Here is a 16,110-nt window from a genome sequence, read left to right as displayed (position 1 = left end):
CCAGGCGGGGCGACGGCGGATCCGCGCGATATACTTGGATCTGGCGCCACGCCCCGCCGCCGGCGGGACCATCGGGAGATACCGTATGTCCAGTCTCATTGGCTTGCTCGTCGCGATCGTGCTCGTGGGTATTCCCGTCTGGCGGATTCTGACCCGCCTCGGCCTGTCGCCCTGGTTCACGGTGCTGGCCTTCATCCCGGTCGTCAACATCATCTCCCTCTGGTTGTTGTCCTACGCCACTTGGCCGGGCCAGCGGACATCGGTCCAAGTCTCCAACGGGTAACGCCTGCGGGCCGAGATCGATTGCCTTTGTCGACGGGGCGCGTCGACGCCTGCCCGTGGTGCAGTGCGGTACGGTAGAATATTCGCCAAACTCCGAACACTGGACTGGCATGAGCACAGAGCTGAACGCGGCATCCAATTTCATCCGCAATATCATTGACGAAGACAATCGCTCGGGCAAATGGGGCCAACGCGTCGAAACGCGCTTCCCGCCGGAGCCGAACGGTTATCTGCACATCGGCCACGCCAAGGCCATCTGCCTGAACTTCGGCGTGGCGCGCGACTACGAGGGCGTGTGCCATCTGCGCTTTGACGACACCAACCCCGAGAAGGAAGAGACCGAATACGTCGATTCGATCATCGACATGGTCAAGTGGCTCGGCTTCAGCTACCAGACGCCGCAAAAGGAACACCTTTACTTTGCGAGCGACTACTTCGAGCAGTTGTATCAGGGCGCCGAGATCCTGATCCAACGCGGCAAGGCGTACGTTGACAGCCAAAGCGCCGACGACATGCGCGCCAGCCGCGGCAATCTCACCGAGCCGGGCAAGGATTCGCCGTTCCGCAACCGCTCGGTCGAGGAGAACCTCGATCTGTTCCGTCGCATGCGCGCGGGCGAGTTCGCCGACGGCACGCATGTGCTGCGCGCCAAGATCGACATGGCTTCGCCGAACATCAATCTGCGCGACCCCGCGATCTATCGGATCCGTCACGCGCACCACCACCGCACCGGCGACGCGTGGTGCCTCTACCCGATGTACACCTATGCGCATCCGCTGGAGGATGCCATCGAGAACATCACGCACAGCCTGTGCACGCTGGAATTCGAAGATCAGCGTCCGTTCTACGACTGGGTACTCGGCGAGCTGGCCGACGCGGGCATGTTCAAGCGGCCGATGCCGCAGCAGATCGAATTTGCGCGCCTGCAATTGACTTACGCCATTACGAGCAAGCGCAAGCTGCGCCAACTGGTCGACGAAAAGCACGTCGACGGCTGGGATGACCCACGCATGCCCACGCTCGTCGGCCTGCGCCGTCGCGGCTTCTCGCCCGAGAGCCTGCAGTTGTTCTGCGAGCGCATCGGCGTGGCCAAGTCGGCATCGTGGATCGACATGAGCGTTCTCGAGCAAGCCCTGCGTGACGACCTCGACCCGAAGGCACCGCGTGCGACGGCGGTGCTCGACCCGCTCAAGCTGATCATCGACAACTATCCGGAAGGCAAGCAGGAAGACTGCCAGGCGCCGGTGCATCCTCACGCGCCGGAGCGAGGCATGCGCACGTTCCCGATCTCGCGCGAGCTTTGGATCGAGCGCGAAGACTTCCAGGCCGAGCCGGTCAAGGGCTTCTTCCGCCTGTTCCCCGGCAACAAGGTGCGACTGCGCTACGGTTACGTGGTGGAGTGCACGGGCTTCGATACCGATGCCGATGGCAACGTCACTGCCGTACATTGCCAGTATTTCGAGGACAGCCGATCAGGTACGCCGGGCGCCGACAACTACAAGGTCAAGGGCAACATCCACTGGGTGAGCGCGCCGCACGCGCTTGCAGCGGAGGTGCGCATTTACGACCGTCTGTTCGTCGATCCGAATCCGGATGCGGGAGACAAGAATTTCCTCGACGCCATCAATCCGAACGCCAAGCGCGTCACGCAGGCCTATGTCGAACCGGGCCTGATGAGTGTTGCGCCGGAAGATCGCGTGCAGTTCGAGCGCCACGGCTACTTCGTGGCCGACCGTCAGGACTCGGCACCGGGCAAGCCGGTGTTCAACCGCATCGTCTCGCTTAAGGACAGTTGGGCGGTCAAGCCGGCCAAGGGCGGCGGCAAGTAAACGCGTCGCGGCAATTCTCCGCGTAGCACTCAACCCGCGCCCTCGTGCGCGGGTTTTGTTTTATGGGGCGCCGGACAGGCGCGGCCTCAGCCGCCATACCAGCGCGCGACCGAAGCACGACCGACACAATACCAACGCTATACCGACTATAAGGCGCCGACGCGCCCGGGAACGCCAGTTCGGCGTAAGCTCGCGCCCATTGCTCGCCCGCCGCTCAGACGCTGTGCACCGGCTACCGCGAGCCCGCGATTCGCCCGAGCCGAGACGATCCCCCATGCCAATCCTTCACGCTTCGCCAACGCCTGCGTCGCCAGCGACGGTGGTCCCGCCGCGTGCCGCTGCCAAGCGCCAAGGGTGGATCGATGCGCTGTCCGGCATGGCGGCGAACTTTGCGCAGATTTATTTCGTCCCTTCGGCCAGTGCCGGATTGTTGCTGTTCCTTCTACTCGCCCTCGCCGACCTCCCGGCTGCGATCACCGGTCTGGCGGCAAGCGTCGCCGCGTCGTGCCTCGCGGTTGCGCTACGGCTGCCACAAGCGCTGCTTCGTAACGGGCAATTGGGATACAACGCGACCCTCACTGGCATTGCATTCGGCGCGTTATGGCAGCCTGACGCCACGTTCGTCGCATGGTTGGCGGTCTGTGTTTGCCTGACCGTGATCGCAACGGCGGCCCTCTCGCGTCATGCACTTCCTGCCCTCACCGGCCCGTTCGTGGGTGTGATGGCGCTCACCTGGGCGATGCACCCGTGGCTGCATTGGTTACCGCGGGCCGGGGCACTCGCCTGCGACACCGGCACGCCGGGGTTCGTCTTCTGCTCGGTCGGTCAGGTCGTTTTCGTTGCCCCACTGGTGCTGGGTCTGCTGGCCTGGTACATCCTGGCCCTCTGGAACCCCCGTGCCACGCTGTGGGCGCTCGCGGCGGGCCTCACCGTCTGGGCGGGTCTTACCTCATTGGCCACACTTTGGCCGGCAATGACCACGCACGCGGGGGGCATCGGCATCAACGCGTTTCTCGCCGCACTCGGCCTGGGGATGTTCGGACATCGCCCAGCCGTACGCTTCGCGGGCGCCTTCCTGGCCTGTGTCGTTTGCGTTGCGCTCGGCATCGTGCTCGGTCCGCTCGGTTGGCCGTACTTTACGTTGCCGTTCAATCTGGCGGTGTGGGCCGTGCTGCGCGCGACCGCCCAGCCGAAGCCGCTGGTGTCCGTATAAAAAAGTGCCCGAAACGCTACCGTTCCGGGCACTCGCTCATCGCTAACCCCGTATTGCGAGACTACCGTCTGCGCGGCGAAGCATCCGCTCGCTGTCCCGTGTGGTTTTGGCTTGCCCGTGCTCGTTCCCGAGCCGTGCTGTCGTTGTTGTATGGCTTCTCCCCTGACACCCGGGAACGCCTCCCCGACGTTGCCGACGCACCACCGAAGCCCGGCCCTCTCGCGTGCCTTACCTCTATCAACGGTGAGACGCGGGAAAAGTTGACGGGGGTATACACCCATCGTTGCTCAGTCGGCATCCGGACCGTCGTCGCGCTTGCCGGAAACCGCCGGTGTCTTCACGACCGCATATCGTGCCAACGTTTCCTTGCGCGCCACGTCGTGTGCCACCCGCGGCGGCGGATAGTCGCGTCCCAGCTCCACATGCGCATCGAGCAGCGTCTGCGCATCGGCCCGCCAGGGAGCATGCAGCGCCTTGTCGGGCAGATTGGCCAGCTCCGGCACGTACTTCCGAATGAAGCGCCCTTGCGGGTCGAACTTCTCCGACTGCGTCACCGGATTGAAGATGCGGAAATACGGTTGCGCGTCGCATCCCGTGGACGCCGCCCACTGCCAGCCGCCGTTGTTCGCCGCAAGGTCGAAGTCGTTGAGCGCGTGCGCAAAGTAGGCTTCCCCGCGCCGCCAATCGATACCGAGATCCTTGACCAGGAAGCTCGCCGTCACCATGCGCAGGCGGTTGTGCATATAGCCGGTCTGGTTGATCTGGCGCATGGCGGCATCGACGAGCGGATACCCCGTGCGACCCTCGCACCAGGCCTGAAAATCGGCATCGGCCGCTTTGCCGGTGGCCCATTCGATGGCGTCGTAGGCGGGTTTGAACGCCTGTGCCACGACGCTCGGATGATGGTGCAGGATCATGAAATAGAACTCGCGCCAGATCAGCTCGCTGAGCCACGTTTGCGCGCCGCTACCGGCGTCCCCCCCTCGCAACATGACCGCGTGCGCCTCGCGGGCGAGCGTGCGGATCGAAATCGTGCCGAAACGCAGATGTACCGACAGGTAGCTCGGCCCGCGTACGGCAGGGTAATCGCGCCGCTCATGGTAATGCGCCATGCGTGGCAGAAAATCGTCCAGCAATTGGCGGGCGCCGGACTCCCCGGCAGGGATGGCCATCCGGCGCGCGTCGGACACCTCGAAACCCAACGACGCCAGTGACGGAAGCACACCGTTGTCCGTCGGTGGCACCGCCAATCGCTGCCGATCGGCGGCGCGTCCGTGCGGCGCCAAATCGACCGGTCTCACTTGCTTCAACCAAGCGCGCTGATACGGGGTGAACACGCTGTAGGGCTCGCCCTGCGCCGTGAGAATCTCACTCGCCTCGAAGATCACCTGATCCTTGATGCCCTCGAAGGCAATGCCGAGTTCGTCGAGCGAGCGCGCCACCGAGCGATCGCGTGCCACGGCGGCCGGCTCGTAATCGCGCCCGGCGAACACGGCCTGTACGCCAAGCGACTTCGCCAGCCACGGAATCTCCGTCACCGGATCCCCGTGCCGCACGATCAATGCGCCTCCGGCATGCGTCAGCGTGGTGGCCAATTCGCCCACGCTGTCGTGGATGAACGCGACACGACGATCGTCGCGCGGCAGGACGTCGAGAATCGTTGTGTCGAACACAAACACGACATACACCTCTCGGCACGTGGCGAGTGCGTGCGCAAGCGTTGCATTGTCAGTGCAGCGCAAATCGCGCCGGATCCAAACCAACCCCTTCTGGAATTCACTCATGTCAGATCGGCGCAACACATGCGCGCCATTGTAGGTTCTGTCCAATCCCGTACCATAGCGATATCGCGGACTTTATGCCATCGGCCTCGATTACCTTATGATTCGGAAGCTTCCGATTTTGGCTCGCACTCGCGGGGTGGTGCCGGCCCTGTTCTGCCTCGCGGCCGCGCTGCTCGTGACCGGTTGCGCCACCTCGTCGGCGCCGCGCGGTGCATCGACCTCGGCACGTTCTGGCGCGCCCGATGCCGCCCAGTTGCGTGAACATCATCTGGCGGCTGCCGACGCCGCTGCCGACCAGTACCGCACATGCCTATACGGCCACGTCGCCCGTTACGTCGACCTCGTGCCGGACCCGATCCGGCTGGCGGACGAAGCCGCCGCCGAGTGCGCCCCGATCACCGGGCGCTTCAGACGTGAGCGACAGGCGGCCGTTGTGACGTACACCTCAGCAACCGACGCCTCACAGCAAGCCGATGCCGCCACGCTCACGCTTCAAGCCGACGGCCTGCGCGTGGCGCGCGCACGTGCCAGGGAGTTGCGGGCGCTGCGGTGAGCGTCTCGCCGGTCTCGCATAGAACCGACGGCGTCTCATGGGCGTGCTTTCCCTAATCGGGCAAGCCCCGATTGGCGAACGACCGGCCGCTGACCAAAATGCAATCGCCCTCTTACGTCCTTTTGGGGGTACTGCGACAACGTCATTTGCCCGCCTCGGCGGGCATTTTCTTTGGTATCCGCAGGATCTTCCGATGACGTCCACCGGGGAGCGACGTCGACGTGCCCCGTCCCGGTTACGCCGGATGGCACTTACTTGTCCTCGGGCTCGCGCGGCGCCGGCGTGTCCGTGTCGGACAGCGGCCCCGGCAGCTCGTCGTGTCCCAGCCATCGATGCGCGACGTCTTCGATACGCCCGCCGATCGCCAATACGACGAGCAGCAGGACCATCGCCGCCAGCGCGATATGCCAACGGCCCAAGCCGCAGATGATGCCGATCCCCGTGGTACTCCAGAGCGCCGCCGCCGTGGTGAATCCATGCACCGACGCGCTGCGACTCGGCCGAACGATGCAGCCCGCGCCCAGAAAACCGATCCCGGCCACAATGCCCTGCACCACCCGGCTGACCGACGACGTGTCATAGACCAGCGCCGACCCGGGAAACGGCACGACCGCCAGCACGAACAACGCCGATCCGAACGACACAATCGCCAGTGTGCGCAAGCCGACAGACTTGTGATGCAGATTTCGATTGAGCCCGACGAGTCCGCCCAGCACCAGCGCTGCCACCAGCCGCAATGTGACTTCGATGATCTCCGCCATCCCTCACCTCGCTCGTTTTGCGCTTTCCACGCTTTCCGCGCCTTCTGCTCGTTTCACGCGTCTCGCTCGCCCGGCTCCTCCGAGCGATCTATGCCTGCGGTGATGCATTATCGCCCGTCCCGGGCAGGGTGAGTCGGGTCGTGTCGACCTCGTCGTCGAACAAGCGCAGCTGGCGCGCGGCCTGGGCTTCGAGCAGGCGCACCCCCACGCCCATCAGGCGCACCGGCCGGCGTTTCCGGCCGACGGCCTCGGTCAGCAATTCACGACATTGCGCGGGATCGACACTCAGCGCACCGGCTTCCGCCGTGGTTCTTGAAAAGTCGGCGAAACGAATCTTGACGAACACCTTGGCGATGGCCAGCGGCTCGCTGCGGCGCGCCCGCTCGATCCGCTCGGATAACTGACGAAGCAGCGGCTCAAGGGCCGCCTCGCAGTCAGCCAGCGTGCGCAGATCGCGCGTGTAGGTGGTCTCGACACTGATCGACTTGCGCTCCCGGTCCGGGCTGACATCGCGCGTATCGATGCCGCGGCAGCGCTCGTACAACCGCTGACCGAACACGCCGAAACGCTCGGCAAGATCGGCCATCGAATGGCTGCGCAGATCGCCGCAGGACTGCACGCCCAGCGCCCGGAGCTTCTCCGCCGTGACCTTCCCCACGCCGAACAGGCGCTCGACGGGGAGCGCGGCCACGAAGGCGTCGATTTCTGCCGGTCTCACGACAAACATGCCGTCGGGCTTGCGCCAGTCGCTGGCGATCTTGGCGATGAACTTGTTGGGGGCAACGCCGGCCGAGACGGTGAGTCCGACCTCCTCGGCGACCCGTGCGCGAATCTCGCGGGCGATCAATGTGGCCGAGCCGTCGCAACGCTCGCTGTGCGAGACATCGAGATACGCCTCGTCGAGCGAAAGCGGTTCGACGAGATCCGTGTAATCGCGGTAGATCGCCATGATGCGCTGCGATGCCTCTTGATACCGGCGCATCGTCGGCGCAATGATGCGCAACTCCGGACAGAGCTTGAGCGCCTGTGCCGACGGCATGGCCGAGCGCACCCCGAAGGCGCGTGCCTCGTAGTTGCACGTTGCGACCACACCTCGCTGATCGGGCTGGCCGCCGACGGCCAGCGGAATTCCGCGCAACGACGGGTCATCGCGCATCTCGACAGAGGCGTAGAAGCAGTCGGCGTCGCAGTGAATGATCTTGCGCGTAGAGGAGGACATGGCTCGCAATGGAAACACTGTGTAAATATACAGCATTCACGCCGCATATGCGCCCCACTCGTGACATCGCGTCAGCGCCTGACCGCATCACCCGCCTCTTCACCTCAGCCCCTCTGCCCCTCAACTCGTCGGCAACGCTACACGTCTGCACATCCGCAACGCGCCACCTCAGCGCCTCATCGCACAGGCAGGAACTGGAGAAACTGCGCACCGAGCATGTTTTGGACGTACCCGATGCCGGCGCGCCGATACTTCTCGTCGAGCATCTCCGCGAGCAGGTCGAGCCGCCCGATGATCTTGCCGAACTCTCGCTCGAAGCTCACGTTGCGCACGTCGGTAAGTTCGTTCGCCAGCAGCAGCGGCTTGCCCGTCATGTCGTGACGACTCGACAGCAGCCACGCCGCGATCTCGACGTTGCGTGCCGCATTGTAGATTCGCTGTGCGTCGAGGCCATCGCTCAGGTAGAAGACCGTCGTCCCGCCATGCGCCGCGACGATCGTGTCGGAAAGACTGTAGACGAACGCGGCCACGCGATCGCCACTGAACGCCGGGTCGAGCGAGAGGGATAACGCCTTCACGTCGCGCAAATTCCGCAGCGCCGGCAGGCTTCGTCGCTCTTCGATGGCCGCGCGCAATTGCGTCATCGCCTGCGCCTGTGTCGCAGCCCCGCCCTTGCGCCATTCGCGCGGGTTGCGCTTGTAGAGCTTGTCGGCAAGCCGGTACAAGCCCTCGAGGTTGGCCCGCATGCCTAGCGTCGCCATGCGATTGATGTCCGTCTGTGCAAGATCGGCGGTCGTCATTGCAGTCGAGCGCACTTTGCCATGATCGATGGGCGCGTCTTGATAGGAAGCGCATCCCGTACACATCGCCGCCATCACTACCGCAACCATGACCGCCACCGCCGTCATTCGCCCTGCCGCGGCATGGGCTATCCCGTTTCGTGCTTGGCGCAAGGCGAGCCGTCGTGTCATGGCGGTATCAGGGTGGGCAAGCGATGACTCTACGCGAACAATGGACCCACTTCGTGTCGTCGCCTCCTGAAAAGTTGTGACATTCGGTAACGCACCCTCGTCCGGCGTCAGGGCGTCAGGGTGTCAGCGCCTCGCGCGCCTGCGCGAACAGCGCGTGGTTCATGGCCTCCTCCAGCCGAAGCACTGGCGTCACGCAGCAGTCGGCATCGGCAAAACGCAACGTCCAGTCGGCCTGCGACGCGCTCGCAAATACCGCCGCCAGTTCAGCCTGAAGCGCACGTGCGTCGTCGCCGCCGATCGCCTGTCCGAGCGACCAATGCCGCACCTTCCATTCGCTGCGGCCGAGCACGTCGCACAACGTTTGCCAGAATTTGAGTTCGAGAGCGCCCACGGCCATGTAACGTCCATCCCGCGTGCGATAGACCTGATAGCAAGGCACACCACCGTTGAGCAGGTCCGCGCCCGCCCGCGGCGCATGCCCTTGCCGATGCAGAGCGACGGCCGGAATGAGATTCGCGCGGAACACCTCGTGGGTCATCGAGACATCCAGCCACCGGCCACGGCCGGTGCGCTGTGCCGCGACCAGCGCCGCCAGCACGGCTTGCACCGCCGCCTGCCCGCCACCGTACAGGTCGCCAATCTGGAAATTCGGCACGATTGGCGCGTCGTTTGAATCACCCAGTTGGTCGAGCACGCCCGCGTAGCCGATGTAATTGATGTCGTGTCCGGCGGCCTGCGCCATCGGCCCATGCTGTCCGTACCCGGTGATCGACGCCATCACCAACGACGGCCTGAGGCGCGCCAGCGTCTCATAATCGAAACCGAGCCGCGCCATCACCCCTGGGCGAAACCCCTCCAGCAACACGTCGGCGCGAACGACCCAATCGAGGAACGTCGCGCGGTCGCTATCGCGTTTGAGATCGAGTCGCTCGACCGATTTGCCGCGATTGAGCAAACGCCAGAATGCACTCGGTGGCGGCTCGCCATCGTTGAGCATCATCTCGCGGGCGTAGTCGCCGGCCCCGGTGTCTTCGATCTTGACGACATGCGCCCCCAGTTCCGCGAGGCGCAGTCCCGCGAGCGGACCGGGCAGCAAGCGCGTGAGATCCAGCACCGTGACGCCGGCCAGCGGTGCGTCGGCGAAGAAAGACGATTCACGGGCTTCGGGGCTTTCAGGGAAATCGAGCGATTCGGTCATGGCGTGCGAGCAAGGGATGAAGGGGGATGTCCACACCGTACCGCGCCGCACTGTCCGCGGGCAAGCGGACGACACGCCTTCTTGACTCGGACACTTCCGAAATCAGCCTCGATCCGTGCCGTCTTCGCGTAAAACGGGACCGGTGGCGTCGCCGCGCCTCGGTGTCTCGCCCGCCGAACCGTTGCCCAACGGACCGGCCACCACCGCGTCCGTCAGCAGCCGCGCGATCTGGCCGTCGAGATACCCCAGATCCCGCAAGATTTCATACGTATGCTCGCCCGCCGCGGGCAACGGCCGCCGCGCGGGCAAGCGCTGCCCCGACATCGCGATCGGCAGCAGCGGCACCTGCGTGTGTTCGCCTTGCTCGGTCACCAGATCGCCCAGTCCGCCGCTCGCGCGCAAATGCGGGTCGTCGAACAGCGCCTGGGGCGTGACGATCGGCGCGAACGGCAAACCGTGCCGCTCGAACGCCGCCGCCAGATAACTCGCGTCGAACCCCTGCATCATCTCGCGCAGCAAAGGCAGCAGCCAGTCACGCGCGAGTACCCGATCGTTGTTCGTCGCGAGTCGCGCGTCGTCCGCGAGATCCTGCCGGCCGAACACGTCGCAGAAGATGCGCCACTGGGTGTCGCTCACCACCGCGAGGAAGATTTGCACGCCGTCGCGCGCCGTAAACACATCGTAAATCCCCCAGGCCGACAAGCGGGCGGGCATCGGGTCGGGCGCCACGCCCGTCACCGCAAACTGCTGCATGTGTTGCGCCGCCAGCAGCACGCAGTTCTCGAACAGCGCACCCTGCACCTCCTGTCCGCGCCCGGTGCTCTTGCGCTCGTATAGCGCGGCCAGTGCGGCGAGCGCGCCGAACACGCCACCCATGATGTCGTTGACCGAGGCCCCCGCACGCAGCGGCTGACCGGGCGGCCCCGTCATATACGCGAGCCCCGCCATCATTTGCACGACTTCGTCGAGCGCGGTGCGTGCGGCGTACGGACCGGGCAGGAACCCCTTGAGCGAGACGTAGACAAGCGCCGGATTCAAGCGTGATAGCGTCGCATAATCCAGGCCGAACTGGCGCATGCGCCCGGGCTTGAAGTTCTCGGTCAGCACGTCCGCCGTGCTCACCAGACGCAGAATCAGCTCACGTCCCTCCGGCCGTGTGACATCCACGGCAAGACTGCGCTTGTTGCGATTGAACGCACGGAAGAAGCCCGCGCCCGTGCCCAGCAGGCACCGCGTGGGGTCGCCGCCGACCGGTTCCACCTTGATGACGTCGGCACCGAGATCGCCGAGCACCATGCCGCAGGTGGGACCCATGACCATATGAGAAAACTCCACAACCCGAATGCCTTTCAACGGCATTGGCGTTGCAGGGGACACGTCCGGCATCGGCTATTCTCCTCAACCCGCGCGCAACGCGTCGGCACGCCGCCGATCCGGCAGGCGCGCGGCATGCGCCGCGAAGCCGTTGCGTCGTAATTGATCGAAGCCGACGATGTACCCCGCCAAGGCACTCGCGGCCACGGTCGCTGGACTGCCCAGCCACATCTGCCCCGGTCCCGAACGGCCCGGGAAATTCCGATTCTGCGCGCTGATGACCACTTCATCGGGCCCGCGCGACACGCCCGGGCCAGCGTTCACACACGCGCCACACCCCGGCGAGAGTACCTTGACGCCGGCCGCCGCGAACACGTCCGCGTAGCCCTGTGCCTCGCACCAGGCGCGTACGTCTTCGCTGCCGTACTGCAAGTAGAAGCGCACGCCATCGGCGACCTTGTGCCCTTGCGACAGGCCCCATGCGAGCACGTCATGGCACGCGCGCAGGTCGTCGCGCTTGCTGCCCGTACACGATCCGCCGTACGCGATATCGATCGGCACCTCCGCCGACAACTGGGTGAGCGCCACGCCGTTGCCCGGATCGCCGGGACTCGCCACCATCGCGCCGAGTCGGGCGCAATCGATCTCGATGACGTGGGCGTAAGCGGCCTGCGCATCGCTTGTCATCCACGGCGCCAACGCAGCGTCGACGCCGCGCCGTTCACGCAGGTATCTCACGGTCTCGGCATCGGGCACGATGAGCCCGGTCAGTCCACCGATTTCCGCCACCATGTTGGTCAGCGTCGCCCGCTCGTCGGTCGACAGGTGGGCCACCGCCTCGCCGGAAAATTCGATGACCTGACCGATGGCGCGACCGTCGCGGATGTACGGCAGATGCAGCAGGTGCAGCGCGAGATCCTTCGCCCCCACGCCCGCCGGCAAGCGCGAGCGCAGATGCACGAGACAGGTGCCCGGCACCGCCAGCCGCGCGTCGCCCGTCAACCAGGCGTTCGCCATTTCCGTGGCCCCCACGCCAAACGCGAACGCACCGACCGCGCCGCAATGCGGCGTATGCGAATCGGTGCCAACGATGACCTGTCCCGGCAGCGCGTAGCGCTCGAGCATCAAGGCGTGGCAGATGCCTTCCGAGCCACCGCCCGCCGCGCGTCCGTGCAGACGCAGATCGTGCTGCGCGCAGAACTCGCGCTGGACCGAACCCAAACGCTGCGCCGCATCCACCAGCGGCGGCGGCTTGCCAGCGCCGACAGACACCGCATCGAGATGAGTCAGATGATCCTCAAAGCACAGCATCGACGCCGGGTCGTGCAGCGCCGGCACCGCGTCGCCGAAGGCGTGACGCAGGAAGCTCACGGCCATCGGCGTCACGTATTCGTGGGAAAAACGCCAGTCGGCGGGCACGAACACGGCGTCGCCTGCGCGCACACGAGGCACGCCGAGCGCCCTGGCGATGATCTTCTCGCCGTAGGTCATCGGTCCCGGCGCATGGGCGGGCCGCGGCGCCACGACGTCCCCCGCCAGCCGACGCCGCGTGTAACCGAACAATCCCCCGCTGCGCACGATCTCCTCGCCCAATGGATCGCAGTCTTCGAGAAAGGCGTCGATGGCGACCGTCTCCCCCGCTTGCAGCCGCTCCGCGAGCGCCAAGTCGGTCGACATCAGCAGCCCGAGGTTCTGGCAGTTCTGCGCATAAATGCGCTCGAAACTCTCGGCGATTACGATCCGGATGCCCGCGCACCACTCGGCGAACGGACTCGCCTCGCGCGACGACCCCTTGCCACGGCGCATTCCGGCGACCGACAACGCGAAGCCGCCTTCGCGCACCGCCTTCTGCGTAACGGGAAACACGCCGGCCGGATTCGTCGCGTCCGCACTGCATCGCAATCCGATATAGACGTAGTCGCCGAGCGTCTCATCGAACGCCAGACACGCCCATGCGGGCGTCATCTCATCCGTGGAAATCTGGTCGCGCAACGGGCCGGCTTCGTTGCGCGTCAACGATTCGCCCGCCAGTTGCCGGGCCATGACGTCGGCCCGGTCGCTCAACCACAGCACACGTCCGTGGAGTTGCACAGTGGCTTGCATGAGATCGCTCCTCGAATGTTCCCCAAGGGGTTCACCCGTTTCGATCGCACGGTCCGTACCGAGTCCGCGGGCGGCCGCGGGACGGACGTGAGGTCATGACATCCAGACGCGCATTCGTCTGGAAACCATCAGGGGTACTGCCGATTGGCCTGTGTCGCAAAAACGTTGGTCCACGTATCGCCGAGCCGGATCTGCGACGGCTTGACCTCGGGCGTGAACGACGCGAGCGCCTTGAGCGCCGTGGCCGGACCGCCGGCGGGCATCATGCCGTCTGGCGAGAACGCCTCGCGGCAGTTGGCGAACGCTTCCAGGTAAAGTGCCTTGTTGCCCAGCAGATAGGACTCCGGCACGGTCTTGATCAGTTCGGCGGCGGTGGCGTGCTGAAGCCATTTGTCCGCCCTCACGATGGCGTTCGCGACGGCCTGCACGGTGCGCGGATTCTTCTCGATGAAGCTCTGCGGCGCGTACATGACGGCCGCCGGCATCGGCCCGCCGAACATGGCGCGGGTACCCGCCTGCGTACGCGTGTCGACGAGTACCTTGATGTCGCCCGACGACTGCAGCAGCGTCATCATCGGATCGACGTTGGAGACGGCATCGACCTGCCCGCCACGTGCGGCGGCGACGACCGTCGCATTGCTGCCGACGCCCACGATGGACACGTCGCTCGGTTTGAGCCCGGCTTTCGCGAGCGCCACGTTCACGAGCATATGCGTGCTCGACCCCGGCGCGCTCACCCCGATGCGCATGCCCTTCAGATCCTTGACCGACTTCACCTCCGCCGCCTTGGCCTTGACCACGCCGAGCACCAACTGAGGGGCCGCGCCGAGCACCACGAACGCTTGATAGGTCAAGCCCTTGGTCTGCATGAGCAAGGTGTGCTCGAAAGCCCCGGCGCCCACGTCGGCGCTTCCGCCGACAACCGCCTGCAAGGCTTTGGAGCCGCCGGCGAAGTCGTCGATGGTGACGTCGAGTCCTTCGTCCTTGAAGTACCCGAGTTGTTCGGCGATGGTCAACGGCAGATAGTAGAGGCCGGGTTTTCCGCCCACGGCAATCGTGAGCTTCGGCTTTTCGAGCGCCTGTACGGGCGCGGCATACGCCCCGGTGCTCAGACCCAACGATGCGAGGCCTGACGCCACCAGCGAGAAGACGAGAGCCCAACGTCGTACGGCAACGCGCACGCGGCGCGCTTCGGTATGTGTCATCGCGTGTCTCCTCCCGCCTCATGCGGGAAATCGGCGCGCTCCGGCTCGTCGGCCGGAATCGCTATCGGCCCTGAGAGCATCCGCTGCCCCTGAAGCGCCGACAAGTTGTGTTTCGGCATGCCAGACATCGCCGTTCGCGACGCTTGCCCCGCCAAGGGCGAATCTTCGGTGTTCCTATGCTTTACGCGATGTTGCGAGCGCACAGGTGATCGACGAGCATGCGCGAGGCGACGGGCAAGGCGTCGTAGCGTCGCACGCACACGATCAGCCGGCGCAGCGCCCACGGATCGGTCAGCGGCACGATGCGCAGCGCCTCCCCGTCAGTCGCTTGCGAGTAGCTGCCGACAGCCTCGCGCGGCACCACGGCCAGCCCGAGGTTGGCGCGCACCATGCGGCACACTGCCTCGAACGTCGACACATGGATGCGGAATTTGACCGTCTTGCTCTGCTCGGCCGCCACGCGCCGCAGCACCGTGTACATCGCGCTGTCCGGATGCACGCCGATGTGATCGAAATCGAGCGTGTCGACAAAGGCGACCTGTTCCCTTCCGGCCAGTGGGTGGTCGTTGTGCAGTACGGTCACGATCTGGTCGTTGCGATAGGGGAAGACCTCGACGTCGCGGGTATCCACGGCGTCCCAGCAGATGCCGATGTCGGTGGCCCCCTCCGCCACCCCGCGCACGACCTGTGCGCTGGTGTGATCTTCCAGGTCGACCTTCACGCCGTCGTGGCGACGCAGGAACGCGCCGAGTTCATCGGGAAGGGTTTCGACGATCGAGGAAACGTTGGCGAAGATGCGAATATGGCCGCGCACACCGCTGGTGTACTCGGACAGATCGCCCTGCATCTTCTCGAGGCTGCGCAACACATTGCGCGCGTGGTGCAGGAGGGCCTCGCCTGCCGGGGTCGCCCGCACGCCCCACTTATGACGTTGGAGCAACGCCGAACCGACCAGGACCTCCAGGTCATTGATCCGCTTGCTGACGGCAGAGGGCGCGATGAATTCGCGCTCGGCCGCCCGTGCAATGCTGCTTTCTTCGCAAACGGCGACGAACAGTCGCAACGAGACTAGATCGATCCGCCATAGCGCCATGCCTGGTCTCCCGAAGGCACTGCATTGACAGCGATTCCGCGGCGCGTGTGGCGAAAACGCCACTGTCTACCGCCCCCGACGACACCGAAAACACCCTCGAAACGCCAACGCGCGACATCAACCACCCTGCTGCACGACGGCAAACGACTACGACATGCGGGGAAGCGGCGAGTCGGCTCAGGGGGGAGCCACTCGTCGAGCGCGGGAGGCAGTGAAGCCGACGTCGAGCCCCGGGGCTACACGCTCCCATCGGACGTCGCGCATCCGTCTCGAAGTGCCGGTGCCGGTTCCTCCCGAGACACCCGTTAGCGCATCGCTCCCGCCAGCAGCACGGCGCTCCAGCCGCCGTCTGCCGTGTTCAGCGGTGCCTCGGGTGGCGGTGCCGACGCCAAGGCCATGAACAGCCAACATTTGCAAATGACGATCGCTATCATTTTGTTGACGCTCGATCATCCCGGCTTCGTTGCCGGGTCTGCTTTGACTATAGTCCGGCACTATCGGAGCGGCAACCACGAAACGTTTCAAACGGGAATTCGATCGGGGTTCCCGCCACAAGTCGCGCGCGGCCTCGATGCCGCCGCCCTC

At 65.3% G+C, this 16,110-nt stretch carries 14 protein-coding genes; 4 read left to right on the top strand and 10 right to left on the bottom strand.

Annotated elements, in window-relative coordinates; translation table 11 throughout:
- Positions 1–85: 85 nt before the first annotated feature.
- The 3 genes from PSO31014_RS09400 (at position 86) to PSO31014_RS09390 (ending at position 3,324) form a co-directional block, all read left to right on the top strand.
- Positions 86–283: a hypothetical protein gene (locus PSO31014_RS09400; RefSeq protein WP_150551387.1), complete on the top strand. Its 198-nt coding sequence runs from the start codon at positions 86–88 to the stop codon at positions 281–283.
- 109 nt (positions 284–392) lie between these two features.
- The gene (locus PSO31014_RS09395; protein ID WP_150551386.1) at positions 393–2,111 is read left to right on the top strand and encodes a glutamine--tRNA ligase/YqeY domain fusion protein; all 1,719 of its coding nucleotides are present in this window, start codon (positions 393–395) and stop codon (positions 2,109–2,111) included.
- Positions 2,112–2,385: 274 nt separating this feature from the next.
- Entirely contained in the window at positions 2,386–3,324 is a 939-nt protein-coding gene (locus PSO31014_RS09390) for an urea transporter (RefSeq protein WP_150551385.1), read from the top strand.
- Positions 3,325–3,611: 287 nt separating this feature from the next.
- Here PSO31014_RS09390 and PSO31014_RS09385 read toward each other — a convergent pair whose 3' ends face one another.
- Positions 3,612–5,108: a cryptochrome/photolyase family protein gene (locus PSO31014_RS09385; protein WP_150551384.1), complete on the bottom strand. Its 1,497-nt coding sequence runs from the start codon at positions 5,106–5,108 to the stop codon at positions 3,612–3,614.
- Positions 5,109–5,205: 97 nt separating this feature from the next.
- Between PSO31014_RS09385 and PSO31014_RS09380 the strand changes: the two genes are divergently transcribed.
- Positions 5,206–5,661 (top strand): hypothetical protein, encoded by a 456-nt coding sequence (locus PSO31014_RS09380; protein ID WP_150551383.1) that lies wholly within the window; start codon positions 5,206–5,208, stop codon positions 5,659–5,661.
- A 251-nt stretch (positions 5,662–5,912) separates the two neighbouring features.
- On the opposite strand, the gene PSO31014_RS09375 is transcribed toward PSO31014_RS09380, so the two are convergent.
- The 9 genes from PSO31014_RS09375 to PSO31014_RS22825 form a co-directional block, all read right to left on the bottom strand.
- Positions 5,913–6,422 (bottom strand): MgtC/SapB family protein, encoded by a 510-nt coding sequence (locus PSO31014_RS09375; protein WP_150551382.1) that lies wholly within the window; start codon positions 6,420–6,422, stop codon positions 5,913–5,915.
- Between the two features lie 88 nt (positions 6,423–6,510).
- Positions 6,511–7,641 (bottom strand): DNA polymerase IV, encoded by a 1,131-nt coding sequence (dinB, locus tag PSO31014_RS09370; RefSeq protein ID WP_150551381.1) that lies wholly within the window; start codon positions 7,639–7,641, stop codon positions 6,511–6,513.
- Positions 7,642–7,817: 176 nt separating this feature from the next.
- On the bottom strand, positions 7,818–8,516 hold the full coding sequence (locus PSO31014_RS09365) for a hypothetical protein (protein ID WP_150551531.1): 699 nt from the start codon (positions 8,514–8,516) through the stop codon (positions 7,818–7,820).
- Between the two features lie 211 nt (positions 8,517–8,727).
- Positions 8,728–9,810, bottom strand: coding sequence for a CaiB/BaiF CoA transferase family protein (locus tag PSO31014_RS09360; RefSeq protein ID WP_150551380.1), 1,083 nt, complete (start codon positions 9,808–9,810; stop codon positions 8,728–8,730).
- A 102-nt stretch (positions 9,811–9,912) separates the two neighbouring features.
- Positions 9,913–11,196, bottom strand: coding sequence for a CaiB/BaiF CoA transferase family protein (locus PSO31014_RS09355; protein ID WP_150551379.1), 1,284 nt, complete (start codon positions 11,194–11,196; stop codon positions 9,913–9,915).
- Positions 11,197–11,208: 12 nt separating this feature from the next.
- Positions 11,209–13,227: an aconitase family protein gene (locus PSO31014_RS09350; RefSeq protein WP_150551378.1), complete on the bottom strand. Its 2,019-nt coding sequence runs from the start codon at positions 13,225–13,227 to the stop codon at positions 11,209–11,211.
- Between the two features lie 128 nt (positions 13,228–13,355).
- Positions 13,356–14,432: an ABC transporter substrate-binding protein gene (locus PSO31014_RS09345; RefSeq protein WP_150551377.1), complete on the bottom strand. Its 1,077-nt coding sequence runs from the start codon at positions 14,430–14,432 to the stop codon at positions 13,356–13,358.
- A 181-nt stretch (positions 14,433–14,613) separates the two neighbouring features.
- Positions 14,614–15,525: a LysR substrate-binding domain-containing protein gene (locus PSO31014_RS09340; protein ID WP_150551376.1), complete on the bottom strand. Its 912-nt coding sequence runs from the start codon at positions 15,523–15,525 to the stop codon at positions 14,614–14,616.
- 305 nt (positions 15,526–15,830) lie between these two features.
- Positions 15,831–15,959, bottom strand: a complete 129-nt coding sequence (locus tag PSO31014_RS22825) for a hypothetical protein (RefSeq protein ID WP_281349082.1) — start codon at positions 15,957–15,959, stop codon at positions 15,831–15,833.
- Positions 15,960–16,110 lie beyond the last annotated feature (151 nt).

Origin of the sequence: Pandoraea soli (genome assembly GCF_902459595.1) — a bacterium.
Classification (GTDB): domain Bacteria; phylum Pseudomonadota; class Gammaproteobacteria; order Burkholderiales; family Burkholderiaceae; genus Pandoraea; species Pandoraea cepalis.
The sequence above is the reverse complement of the archived record's forward strand: the minus strand, read 5'-3'. Positions and strand labels throughout refer to the sequence as shown.

Coding starts and splice junctions, on each gene's coding strand:
- dinB (WP_150551381.1), bottom strand. CDS start 7,641: ATGTCCTCCTCTACGCGCAAGATCATTCACTGCGACGCCGACTGCTTC.
- PSO31014_RS09350 (WP_150551378.1), bottom strand. CDS start 13,227: ATGCAAGCCACTGTGCAACTCCACGGACGTGTGCTGTGGTTGAGCGAC.
- PSO31014_RS09365 (WP_150551531.1), bottom strand. CDS start 8,516: ATGGCGGCGATGTGTACGGGATGCGCTTCCTATCAAGACGCGCCCATC.
- PSO31014_RS22825 (WP_281349082.1), bottom strand. CDS start 15,959: ATGATAGCGATCGTCATTTGCAAATGTTGGCTGTTCATGGCCTTGGCG.
- PSO31014_RS09380 (WP_150551383.1), top strand. CDS start 5,206: ATGATTCGGAAGCTTCCGATTTTGGCTCGCACTCGCGGGGTGGTGCCG.
- PSO31014_RS09355 (WP_150551379.1), bottom strand. CDS start 11,196: ATGCCGGACGTGTCCCCTGCAACGCCAATGCCGTTGAAAGGCATTCGG.
- PSO31014_RS09400 (WP_150551387.1), top strand. CDS start 86: ATGTCCAGTCTCATTGGCTTGCTCGTCGCGATCGTGCTCGTGGGTATT.
- PSO31014_RS09395 (WP_150551386.1), top strand. CDS start 393: ATGAGCACAGAGCTGAACGCGGCATCCAATTTCATCCGCAATATCATT.
- PSO31014_RS09385 (WP_150551384.1), bottom strand. CDS start 5,108: ATGAGTGAATTCCAGAAGGGGTTGGTTTGGATCCGGCGCGATTTGCGC.
- PSO31014_RS09340 (WP_150551376.1), bottom strand. CDS start 15,525: ATGGCGCTATGGCGGATCGATCTAGTCTCGTTGCGACTGTTCGTCGCC.
- PSO31014_RS09345 (WP_150551377.1), bottom strand. CDS start 14,432: ATGACACATACCGAAGCGCGCCGCGTGCGCGTTGCCGTACGACGTTGG.
- PSO31014_RS09360 (WP_150551380.1), bottom strand. CDS start 9,810: ATGACCGAATCGCTCGATTTCCCTGAAAGCCCCGAAGCCCGTGAATCG.
- PSO31014_RS09390 (WP_150551385.1), top strand. CDS start 2,386: ATGCCAATCCTTCACGCTTCGCCAACGCCTGCGTCGCCAGCGACGGTG.
- PSO31014_RS09375 (WP_150551382.1), bottom strand. CDS start 6,422: ATGGCGGAGATCATCGAAGTCACATTGCGGCTGGTGGCAGCGCTGGTG.